Raw genomic sequence first — 10675 nt, 5'->3', positions numbered from 1 at the left:
CGGGTCGATCAGGATCTGATCTGGTTCTTAAAAGTAGGAAAAAATGGGAGAAAAGTGATGATATTTTCTGCCAAAAACCACAGGTTATGAATAAAATGTGTTTTTGGTGCGTCTTGCAGTGAACTTTTCACGAAATCATGGGTCGAATGTGCAGCTTTATGCGATTTTATAACAACGACACGACCCAATAACACTCTCAGAACTAATGACAGGATAGCGGATGAAACGTCTTCGTCCCTTGGTAGCCAGTGCTGCCAACTGGGAACCACCGGTTCCCCGCAAACATTTTTATGCCATGTTGTTGCTGACGGGATTGACCCTGTCGGCAGTGGCCATACTGCCTGCGCCAGGGGATATTCTGGAGCGCCCACTGCGCCTGGAACTGCCCATTTCGGCTCATGGCACCGCCACCAATGAAGACAACACCGAATTTAACGCCATCCCGGATCATGAGCTGATCGATCCCGTGGCCCCCGAGGATGACATTCCCGCCGATACTGGCCCCGAGTGGCAAGACTACCGGGTTCGCAATGGTGAGAACCTCACCACCATCTTCAACACCCTTGGCCTGTCGACCACCACTCTGTACAAGGTGCTGGATGCAGACAGCAAGAACAATCTGGCCCGCCTCAAGCCAGGGCAGACCATAGAGCTGCTGATCGATCAGGACAACATACTGCAAGAGATGAAGATCCGGCTCAATATCAAGCAGTCTCTTGAGCTCAAGCGGGTCGATGACAACTACAGTGCCAACATGGTCACCGAGGCCGTGGAGTGGCAAAAACAGAACTTCAATGGCGTCATCAATGGCAGTTTCTACGTCAGCGCCCGTAATGCCGGCGTCCCGGCCAGCCACATCAAGAAGATTGCCAACTTGTTTCAGTGGCGCCTCAATTTTGCCAGCGATCTGAAGAAGGGTGACAAGTTCAAGGTATTGATGCAGCAGGAGACGGTGCAGGGCAAAAATACCGGCAACAGCCAGCTGCTCGGGGTCGAAGTACTCAGCAATGGCAAGAGTTTCTCGGCTTGGCTGGCGGAAGATGGCAACTATTACGATGCCCAGGGACAGAGCCTGGAGCGCGGTTTCCGCCGCTATCCAACCCACAGCCGCTATCGCATCAGCTCTACCTTCAATCCGGCCCGCCGCCATCCCATCACTGGCATGGTGCGCCCTCATGAAGGTACGGATTTCGCCGTACCGGTCGGCACGGCCGTGCTGGCAACCGGGGATGGCGTGGTCGTCAAGGCGACCCGTCACCCCTTGGCTGGCACCTATGTGGTGATCAAGCATGGTCGCACCCTGAGCACCCGTTACCTGCACCTGAGCAAGCTGTTGGTCAAACCGGGTCAGCGGGTGAAGATGGGTGACAGGATAGCCCTGTCCGGCAACACAGGGCGATCCACGGGGGCGCATCTGCACTATGAGGTACGACTCAACAACCGCCCCGTTAACCCCATGACGGTCAAGTTGCCCATGTCCGAAGCCCTGAGCGGCAAGGCCAAGCGCCAGTTCCTGGCCAAGGTGCAGTCTTACAAGAAAGAGCTCTTGGTGAGTTGAGTTCCCGTGACGGCCAAGATCCCTCTGATTGCAATAAAAAAGAGCCCGTCGGGCTCTTTTTTATTGGCGGCTGTCCCGCCTTGGGCTTGGGGGCTCAATAGCCCTTGTCGAAGTCGATGCGACCATCCAGAGGCTGGCCATCGATGAAGCGGATATAGTTGCGCACGAAAATCTGGGCCACGTCTTCGGGAAAGCTGTAGGCGCTGTTATGGGGGGTGATGATGAGGTTGGGGGTCGACCAGAGCGTGCTGTCGGCGGGCAAGGGTTCTTGCTCGAAGACATCCAGTACTGCCTGGGCAAGCTTGCCGCTCGCCAGGGCATCGAGCAGATCCTGAGTGTGAATAGCGCTGCCACGACCGACATTAAACAGTATGGCGCCGGGCTTGCAGTGTTCGAAGCGCTCCCGGGTGAACAGATGGTGCGTCTCGCGGGTCGCTGGCAACACGCTCACTATCACATCGCTCTGGCCCAGTAATCGATTGAGGGCGGCCAGCTGGTACACCTCATCAAAGCCTGCCCGTTCATGGCCACTGCGGCTGACACCGAGCACCCGCATGCCGAAATGCTTGCCGGTTTGTGCGATATGCTGGCCTATGCTGCCGGTACCAAGCACCAGCAGTGTCCTGCCCTTGAGTCCCTGATAGGGGTGGCTCTGCCAATGTTGCTGCGCCTGTTGCTCTTGGTAGCAGGGCAGATGACGGGTCAGGCTGAGCAGGTGGCCGAACACATATTCACTCATCAGGGGGCCGAAGATGCCGCGCACGTTGGTGAGCTGATAATTGTGACGGCAATCGTTGCCCAGCAGTACATCAACGCCTGCGTAGCTCGATTGCAGCCAGCTCAGCTTGTGTGCCCGGGCCAGCAAGGGTTTGGCACGAGCAGGTTCGGCGAGCAGGATGTGAGCCTCGCCGATGAGGGGCTCTGCCTCACTTGGGCTGTCGGCTCGCAGGATGCGAAGATGCGGCAGGCGAGCGGCCTGCAACAGGCGCTGGTAGTGGGCATTGTCCTGACTGAGCAGCAGCAGGGTACGTTGGCTCATTGGCGAATTCCTCATAAGGCGTGCGGCGAGGGAGGGGAGGCCGCTTTCTTCATCTTACCCGACTTGCCAGGGCAACAACGTCGACCAGCTCGCTTTTTCGTTTTCGCCGCGTCCCCCCGTGGGCTACAATCTGCCCCACATTTTATGAAGGATCTCCTGCCGTGTTTGGTGACAAGTTTTATAAGCGACTGGCCGAGTTACAACCTTGGCAGCAAACCGTCTATACCCTGGCCCTGGCCGAGCGTATGTATCCGAACTATGCCCTGTTCGCCCAGGCCTCGGGCTTTGGTGATGCCAAGGCCTATCGCCATGCCCTGGATCAGATGTGGAGCTACCTCACGGTCAAGAGCTCCCGGGTCAACCTGGGGGCTATTCTGGAGGCGTTTGAGGTCTATATCCCCGAGCCAGGCAAATTCGAATCCTACGGCGCCTATCCGGCACTGGATGCCTGCGTGGCCTTGGGCTGTGCCTATAACTCGGTGATCTGCCGGGTGGGTGAAGAGGCCATGGATGCCAGTCACGCCTCGGTCGGGACGGTAGCCGGTTTCATCGAACTGCTGGAAGAGCGGGATCTCACCGAAGAAGAGCTCTACGAGCATGAATACATGGAGGCGGAACTGGAGTTCCAGGTCGAGTTGCTCAAGCGAGTTGCTCACGAGCGTGACAGCGACCGGATCCTCGCCATCAAAGCCTTTGCGGCCCAGGACGGCGTCTCCAATATCGGTATCTCGCTGGAAGAGTAAGACGATAGTGCGATGAGATTGAAAAAAGCCCCGTCGGGGCTTTTTTCATATGCACCTTCAGTCGGTGAGGGGATTCACGCTCAGCACGGGGGCGGCATCTATGCCGCTGGCATTCATCATGTGGGAGATGCGTTGCAGGGAAGAGAGCAACAGGGTCTGCTCCCACACTTCCAGCGCCTGAAAGCGCTGAATAAAGTGAACTTGCAGGGGGGTCGGAGCCTGAGCCAGCAGCAATTGACCCTGTTCGGTCAGGGTGGCATGTACCTTGCGCTTATCGGTCTGGCTGCGAACTCTCTGCACCAGGCCGCGGCTTTCCAGCCTGTCCATGATGGTGGTGGCGGTCGCCTGACTCATATTGGTGTGGTTGGCCAGCTGGCGCATCGAGATCTGCCCCAACTCATTTATTCCTTTGAGCAGCAATAATTGTGGTGCCGTTAGACCCGCCTCCTTGATCAACCGCTTCGAGTGCATATCGATGGCTCGAATGATTTGGCGCAGCGCGACCAAGACTTCATCATGTTTTTCCATGGTATCAGACCACTAAAGAGGCGTTGTTGGGAGCGGATTCTCGAACTAATCAATGCTTGGGTCAAGTGGCCTATGAATGACTTAGTTTCAGCTCAAAGCATTTTTATGGTATTTTATGCGGCCTTTACCAAATTTAAACCTGATATTTGAGGAACAAGATGATGACAAACGATCTGGACATCAAGTCTCTGGTTAGCGAGTTAACCGTGGTGCGTGTGCGCTATGAGTTGCCCGACACCTCTGCGTTCATTCGCTATCAACCCCGTTACGATGAGGATCCTAACACCCTCAAAGTACACCACTATGATGGTGAGCTCCCTCTCTCCTGTACCAACACCGGCCGCTTCACCCTCAAGGAGCTGGTCAACGAGATGCGGTATGCCTATGTGCTGGTGCATCTGTTCCCCAATGAGAGCGCCATGAACTTCTACCTCTCCGGTCTGGACAACGGTCTGGCCCAGCTCGAGTTCATTGGCGGTAGCTATGACTTCAACCGCCTCTGGATCAGTAGCGGTATCTCCAACATCGGTATCCCCATGGCGATCTTCCTTGGTAAACGCCATGCGGTAAATGGTCAGCCTTCGGTCAGTCTGGTCGATCATCGTGACGACAGTGCCGGCAAGCTGGTCTATCGGGCCATCGGCGGCGCCGGTGACCATGTCGGTGAAGATTTTTACAATCAGGACTAAGGAGGGTCAATGAGAGCGACCAAAGGGATATTCAAAGGCCTTAATTCAACCATGGCGACCACGGCCCTGACCGTGATCACCCTCTTTCTGCTATTCGGGGTCTTCGATCCGGACACGGCGGCAGCCTGGTTCAGTGGCGCCAAAGACACCATCATCGCCAGCTTCAAGTGGTATTACATCCTGGTGGTGGCGCTCTTCCTGTTCTTTGCCATCTATCTGATGTTCAGCCGCTTTGGCAGCATCCGCCTGGGGGATGATGATCAGGAGCCAGAGTATGGCTACTTCGCCTGGTTCTCCATGCTGTTCAGTGCCGGCATGGGGATAGGGCTGGTGTTCTGGAGCATCGCCGAGCCGATGTTCCATCTGCAGGCCAACCCTTTCATCGAAAAGGGCATGACCCCCGAGGCGGCGCAGATTGCCATGCGGGTTACTTTCTATCATTGGGGGCTGCACCCCTGGGCCATCTACGCGATCGTCGGTCTCTCCCTGGCGTTTTTCAGCTATAGACGCAAGTTGCCCCTGGCCATTCGTTCCGTGCTCTACCCGATCCTGGGTGACAGGATATATGGCTTCTGGGGTCATGCCGCCGATGTGCTGGCGGTGTTCGGTACAGTGTTCGGAGTCGCCACCTCCCTCGGCCTGGGGGTTGCCCAGATGAACACGGGTCTCAATCAGCTCGTTGGGATGGACGTCTCCCAGACCAATCAGCTGTGGCTCATTGCGGGTATCACCCTCATCGCTACCCTGTCGGCAGTCTCGGGGGTGGGGCGTGGGGTCAAGATACTGTCTGAGCTCAACGTCTGGCTCAGCATCCTGATCTTGCTGGTGTTTGTCGTGATGGGGCCGACCACCTACATCCTCAACTCCTATGTGCAGAACATCGGTGACTATCTGCAAAACCTCATCAAGTTGAGTTTCTGGACCAACACCGAGGCGAACGGCACCTCTGCCTGGCAATCCTCCTGGACCGCCTTCTACTGGGGCTGGTGGATTGCCTGGGCCCCCTTTGTTGGCATGTTTATCGCCCGCATCTCCAAGGGGCGTACCATACGTGAGTTCATCCTGGGCGTGCTGCTGGTGCCCTCTCTGTTAGGCATGTTCTGGCTGACGGTGTTTGGCGGTACCGCCATTCATCTGGAGTTGTTCGGTGCGGGCGGTGTGGCCGAGGCCGTCAACCAGGATGTGACCCAGGCCCTCTACAAGACGGTAGACATGCTGGATTGGGGCACTGTGGGCCTGATTGCCAAGGGGATCCTGACCCTGCTGATCTGTACCTACTTCATCACCTCCTGTGACTCGGGCACCCTGGTGATCACGACCCTGCTCTCCATTGGTGAGAGCGAGCCGCCGATACGTCACCGCGCCGTCTGGGGCATAGGTCAGGGGCTGGTCGCGGCCATCTTGCTGATGTCGGGAGGATTGGCTGCCTTGCAGGCCGCCAGCATCATCGCCGCCTTGCCCTTCTCGGTGATCATGCTGGCCATGTGCTACTCGCTGATCCTCGGTCTCAAGCAAGAGAGCCAGCGGCAGGTCGAGTACCGACAGAACCTGAAACGACATGATGGCTCTAGCTATATGAGCCTGAAAGAGCGTATAGGCCCGGGCACCTGATGATGCCCTGATGCCTGTGAATGCAGGCATCTCATCCAAAAAAGGGGAACCCGACGGGTTCCCCTTTTGTTTGAGCTTGCGCAGCTCCCGTTCTGGGAGTCACGCCGCTGTCAGAGCAGTTGCTTGAGGCGATAGATCAGCTCCAGGGCCTGGCGGGGGGAGAGGTCATCCGGGCGTATCTGTGCCAGTTCCTCCACGGCCGGGTGAGACTGTGGCAAGGGCTGCGGTGGAGGGAGGCTGCCCGCTTCGCCCGTCAGCAGCGGAGTGCCACGTTCCAGCTCGGCCAGCTTGTGGCGCGCCTGATGGATCACCGACTTGGGCACCCCGGCCAGGGCTGCGACTTGCAGGCCGTAAGAGCGGCTGGCCGCGCCCTCTTGCACCGCATGCATGAAGGCGATGGTGTCGCCGTGCTCCACCGCATCCAGATGGACGTTGGCAAGGTTTGGCAGCAAGTCGGGCAGCTTGGTCAGCTCGAAGTAGTGGGTGGCAAACAGGGTGTAGGCCCCTATCTTGCTGGCCAGCTGTTCGGCACAGGCCCAGGCCAGGGAGAGACCATCATAGGTGCTGGTACCGCGACCTATCTCGTCCATCAGCACCAGACTCTGGGCCGTGGCATTGTTGAGGATATTGGCGGTCTCGGTCATCTCCACCATGAAGGTGGAACGGCCCGAGGCAAGATCGTCCGAGGCGCCGATGCGGGTGAAGATGCGATCGATGGGGCCGATGCGGGCGCTGTCGGCCGGCACATAAGCGCCAATGTGCGCCAGCAGCACGATGAGGGCGGTCTGGCGCATATAGGTAGACTTACCCCCCATGTTGGGGCCCGTGATGATCAACATCTGCCGGCCCTGTTTCAGACTGACCGGATTGGCGATGAAGGGATCCTTCATGACCTGCTCCACCACGGGGTGGCGGCCGCCCTCGATCAGGATCTGATCCTCGTCGGTCAGGGTCGGACACTGATAATTGAGGGTCTCGGCTCGCTCCGCCAGGTTGGCCAGCACGTCCAGCTCGGCCAGGGCGGCGGCGGACTCTTGCAGCTCGGCGAGATGGGGCAGCAGGGTGTCGAGCAGCTCTTCATAGAGCCGTTTTTCCAGGGCCAGAGCGCGACTCTGGGCGGTCAGGATCTGATCTTCGTATTTTTTGAGCTCATCGATGATGTATCGCTCATTGTTTTTCAGGGTCTGACGGCGGATGTAGTGGGCGGGCACCAGGTGGCTGTTGGCCCGGCTCACCTCGATGAAGAAGCCATGCACCCTGTTGTAACCCACTTTAAGGGTGTTGATGCCAGTCTCCTGCTTCTCCCGCTCCTCGATGCGACCCAGTACGGCGGTGGCCCCATCGGCCAGATCGCGGATTTCGTCGAGCTCGCTGTTGAAGCCCTCGCGGATGACGCCGCCATCGCGGATCAGTACAGGCGGGGTCTCCATGATGGCCCGCTCCAGCAGATCCAGCAGCTCCGGGAAGCAGGCGGCGCGATCCCGCAGTCGCTGCACCGCTTCGTGCTGGCTGCCTGCCAGCAAGGCTTGCAGGTGTGGCAGCTGGGTGAACGCCTGGCGCAGACGGGTCAGATCCCGAGGGCGTGCGGAGCGCAGGGCGAGGCGGGCCAATACCCGCTCCATGTCGCCAACCTGGCGCAGCAGGGCACCCAGCTCGTCATAGAGGTTTGCTTCTATCAGCTCGGATATGGTGCTCTGGCGGCCGCGCAGCAGCACCCGATCGCGGATCGGCTGATGCAACCAGCGCTTGAGCAAACGGCTGCCCATGGGGGTCTGGGCGCGATCCAGCACTTCGCTCAGGGTATTTTCGTAGCCGCCGGCCAGATTCTGGGTCAACTCCAGGTTGCGGCGGGTCGCGGCATCCATGATGACGGCGTGATCCGGTTGCTCAAGCCTGACTCCACGAATGTGAGGCAGGGCGGTGCGCTGGGTGTCTTTCACGTACTGCATCAGGCAGCCGGCGGCGCACAGGGCTACCTCACTCTTGTCGACCCCAAAGCCCACCAGATCCTGAGTGCCAAATTGCTGGCACAGCAATTTGCGGGCCGTGCCCAGTTCAAACTCCCACTCGGGGCGACGGCGCAGGCCGCGGCGTCCCGCTATGTGGTGCATGAACGCGAAAGATTCCGGATGGAGCAACTCGGCCGGGTTGGTGCGTTGCAACTCGGCCAGTAGCGTCTCTTCCTTGTCGAACTGATTGATGAAGAAGCGGCCCGAGCTGATATCCAGAGTGCCAAAACCGAACTGACGACCATCGTGATAGAGGGCGGCGATCAGGTTGTCCTGGCGCTCATTGAGCAGCGCCTCGTCGGAGACGGTGCCCGGGGTAACGATACGGATCACCTTGCGCTCGACCGGCCCCTTGCTGGTGGCCGGATCCCCCACCTGTTCACAGATGGCGGCCGACTCGCCGAGTTGCACCAGCTTGGCCAGATAGCCTTCGATGGCGTGATAGGGCACCCCTGCCATGGGAATGGGAGTGCCGGCGGATTGACCACGCTTGGTCAGGGAGATGTCGAGCAGCTGCGCCGCCCGGCGGGCATCGTCATAGAAGAGCTCATAGAAGTCGCCCATCCGGTAGAACAGCAGTATCTCAGGGTTCTCGGCCTTGAGGCCCAGGTACTGCTGCATCATGGGCGTGTGTTGGCTAAGGGCTGCGTTGGGAGCCCCTGTTTGGGCGGATAATGCGTTCATGTTCGATCCCGGATGGTGGCCGAGTGGCCTGTGCAGATACGGCTATTATGGGGGGCCATTCTACACAGAAGGCGGGGATGGGGGGAACCCAACATGATGGTGCCCAAGGCTGACTTTGTTGCGATAGCCCGGGCCGGGATAGCATAATGCAGGCTCGATAACGGGAGGTGCCATGACCCTTGATAGAGAGATTGTTTGCCTTGCCGAGGAGCTGGGCCCGGCCCTCATCGGCCGTGGCTGGCTGGCTGCCACCGCAGAATCGTGCACCGGGGGCGGGGTTGCCTATGCCATCACCGAGATAGCGGGCAGCTCGGCCTGGTTCGATCGCAGCTTCGTCACCTACACCAATGAGGCCAAACAACAGATGCTGGGGGTCAGTGTCGACAGCCTGGTGCGTCACGGCGCCGTCAGTGAGGCCGTGGTACTGGAAATGGCCAGGGGCGCCCTGGCGCGATCCGACGCCCGCATCAGCGTCGCCATCAGCGGGATCGCGGGGCCGGGCGGGGGGTCTGAGGATAAACCGGTCGGCACCGTCTGGTTTGCCTGGGCCGAGCAGGGAGGGCGTCAGCGCTCGCTGCTTGCCCGTTTCGAAGGGGATCGCCATCAGGTGCGACAACAGGCGATCAGACAAGCCCTGTCAGGTCTCTTGGCCCTGCTCAAGTAAAAGGGGTTGATACTGTATGAATAGACAGTATACTTAGCCCAACTTCACCTTATCACGATTTCCAGCGGAGATTGGCATGGATCAGAACAAGCAGAAGGCACTGGCGGCAGCGCTGGGTCAGATTGAGAAACAGTTTGGTAAAGGCTCCATCATGCGTCTGGGCGACAGCAAGACCATGGACATTGAAGCCATCTCTACCGGCTCCCTCTCCCTGGACGTGGCGCTCGGCATCGGCGGTCTGCCCTGCGGTCGTGTGGTCGAGATCTATGGCCCGGAATCATCGGGCAAGACGACCCTGACGCTGCAAGTCATTGCCGAGGCCCAGAAGAAGGGCAAGACCTGTGCCTTCGTCGATGCCGAGCACGCGCTGGATCCCATCTATGCCGCCAAGCTGGGCGTCAACGTCGATGACCTGCTGATCTCCCAGCCGGATACCGGCGAACAGGCGCTGGAAATCTGTGACATGCTGGTGCGTTCCAACGCGGTCGACGTCATCATCGTCGACTCCGTTGCCGCCTTGACGCCCAAGGCTGAAATCGAAGGCGAGATGGGGGATTCCCACGTCGGCCTGCAGGCTCGCTTGATGTCCCAGGCGCTGCGCAAGCTGACTGCCAACATCAAGAATGCCAACTGCCTGTGTATCTTCATCAACCAGATCCGCATGAAGATCGGCGTCATGTTCGGCAGCCCCGAGACCACCACGGGTGGTAACGCCCTCAAATTCTACGCCTCAGTACGCCTGGATATCCGCCGGATCGGCGCCATCAAGGAAGGGGACGAGGTGGTCGGTAACGAGACCCGCGTCAAGGTCGTCAAGAACAAGGTGGCCCCGCCCTTCAAACAGGCCGAGTTCCAGATCTTCTACGGCGTGGGCATCTCGAAAGAGGGCGAGCTGGTGGACTTGGGCGTCAAGCACAAGCTGATCGACAAGGCCGGTGCCTGGTATAGCTACAATGGCGAGAAGATAGGCCAGGGCAAGGCCAACGTCATGAAGTTGTTTGCCGAGAACAAGACGATGGCTGCCGAAATCGAAGCCAGACTGCGTGAGCTGCTGCTGGCCAAGGACGGGGGGCCAAACGAGAAAGCTCCAGTGGCCGCTCTCGACGAGCTTGAGCCCGAAGACGAACAAGAATTTGAGTAACAGACAGGC

At 58.9% G+C, this 10675-nt stretch carries 9 protein-coding genes; 6 read left to right on the top strand and 3 right to left on the bottom strand.

Annotated features, from left to right (window positions below; genetic code table 11):
• The first annotated feature begins 220 nt into the window (after positions 1-220).
• The gene (gene mepM / locus M2366_RS11780; protein ID WP_042041653.1) at positions 221-1558 is read left to right on the top strand and encodes a murein DD-endopeptidase MepM; all 1338 of its coding nucleotides are present in this window, start codon (positions 221-223) and stop codon (positions 1556-1558) included.
• Between the two features lie 94 nt (positions 1559-1652).
• Here mepM and M2366_RS11775 read toward each other — a convergent pair whose 3' ends face one another.
• On the bottom strand, positions 1653-2597 hold the full coding sequence (locus M2366_RS11775) for a D-2-hydroxyacid dehydrogenase (RefSeq protein WP_259269820.1): 945 nt from the start codon (positions 2595-2597) through the stop codon (positions 1653-1655).
• A 161-nt stretch (positions 2598-2758) separates the two neighbouring features.
• On the opposite strand from M2366_RS11775, the gene M2366_RS11770 reads away from it, so the two are divergent.
• Complete coding sequence (locus M2366_RS11770; RefSeq protein WP_042041651.1) at positions 2759-3340, top strand: YjaG family protein; 582 nt, start codon at positions 2759-2761, stop codon at positions 3338-3340.
• Between the two features lie 57 nt (positions 3341-3397).
• Here M2366_RS11770 and M2366_RS11765 read toward each other — a convergent pair whose 3' ends face one another.
• The gene (locus M2366_RS11765) at positions 3398-3868 is read right to left on the bottom strand and encodes a MarR family winged helix-turn-helix transcriptional regulator (protein WP_224432009.1); all 471 of its coding nucleotides are present in this window, start codon (positions 3866-3868) and stop codon (positions 3398-3400) included.
• A gap of 161 nt (positions 3869-4029) precedes the next feature.
• Between M2366_RS11765 and M2366_RS11760 the strand changes: the two genes are divergently transcribed.
• Entirely contained in the window at positions 4030-4557 is a 528-nt protein-coding gene (locus M2366_RS11760) for a hypothetical protein (protein ID WP_042041649.1), read from the top strand.
• Positions 4558-4566: 9 nt separating this feature from the next.
• Positions 4567-6168: a BCCT family transporter gene (locus tag M2366_RS11755; RefSeq protein ID WP_259269819.1), complete on the top strand. Its 1602-nt coding sequence runs from the start codon at positions 4567-4569 to the stop codon at positions 6166-6168.
• 110 nt (positions 6169-6278) lie between these two features.
• Here the strand turns inward: M2366_RS11755 and mutS are convergent, their stop codons facing one another.
• Positions 6279-8861 carry a DNA mismatch repair protein MutS gene (gene mutS, locus M2366_RS11750; RefSeq protein WP_259269818.1) on the bottom strand — a complete coding sequence of 861 codons (2583 nt, stop codon included), beginning with the start codon at positions 8859-8861 and terminating at the stop codon, positions 6279-6281.
• 172 nt (positions 8862-9033) lie between these two features.
• Here mutS and M2366_RS11745 point away from each other — a divergent pair, with 172 nt between their 5' ends.
• Positions 9034-9525 carry a CinA family protein gene (locus M2366_RS11745; RefSeq protein WP_224432012.1) on the top strand — a complete coding sequence of 164 codons (492 nt, stop codon included), beginning with the start codon at positions 9034-9036 and terminating at the stop codon, positions 9523-9525.
• A gap of 76 nt (positions 9526-9601) precedes the next feature.
• Positions 9602-10666, top strand: a complete 1065-nt coding sequence (gene recA, locus M2366_RS11740; protein WP_042041645.1) for a recombinase RecA — start codon at positions 9602-9604, stop codon at positions 10664-10666.
• Positions 10667-10675 lie beyond the last annotated feature (9 nt).

This window comes from Aeromonas sp. BIGb0405, from assembly GCF_024807335.1.
Taxonomy (GTDB): Bacteria; Pseudomonadota; Gammaproteobacteria; order Enterobacterales; family Aeromonadaceae; genus Aeromonas; species Aeromonas rivuli.
The sequence above is the reverse complement of the archived record's forward strand: the minus strand, read 5'-3'. Positions and strand labels throughout refer to the sequence as shown.

What these genes read in the sequence shown, in the direction of transcription:
- mutS (WP_259269818.1), bottom strand. Translation starts at nt 8,861, where the DNA reads ATGAACGCATTATCCGCCCAAACAGGGGCTCCCAACGCAGCCCTTAGC.
- recA (WP_042041645.1), top strand. Translation starts at nt 9,602, where the DNA reads ATGGATCAGAACAAGCAGAAGGCACTGGCGGCAGCGCTGGGTCAGATT.
- M2366_RS11755 (WP_259269819.1), top strand. Translation starts at nt 4,567, where the DNA reads ATGAGAGCGACCAAAGGGATATTCAAAGGCCTTAATTCAACCATGGCG.
- M2366_RS11775 (WP_259269820.1), bottom strand. Translation starts at nt 2,597, where the DNA reads ATGAGCCAACGTACCCTGCTGCTGCTCAGTCAGGACAATGCCCACTAC.
- M2366_RS11745 (WP_224432012.1), top strand. Translation starts at nt 9,034, where the DNA reads ATGACCCTTGATAGAGAGATTGTTTGCCTTGCCGAGGAGCTGGGCCCG.
- mepM (WP_042041653.1), top strand. Translation starts at nt 221, where the DNA reads ATGAAACGTCTTCGTCCCTTGGTAGCCAGTGCTGCCAACTGGGAACCA.
- M2366_RS11760 (WP_042041649.1), top strand. Translation starts at nt 4,030, where the DNA reads ATGACAAACGATCTGGACATCAAGTCTCTGGTTAGCGAGTTAACCGTG.
- M2366_RS11765 (WP_224432009.1), bottom strand. Translation starts at nt 3,868, where the DNA reads ATGGAAAAACATGATGAAGTCTTGGTCGCGCTGCGCCAAATCATTCGA.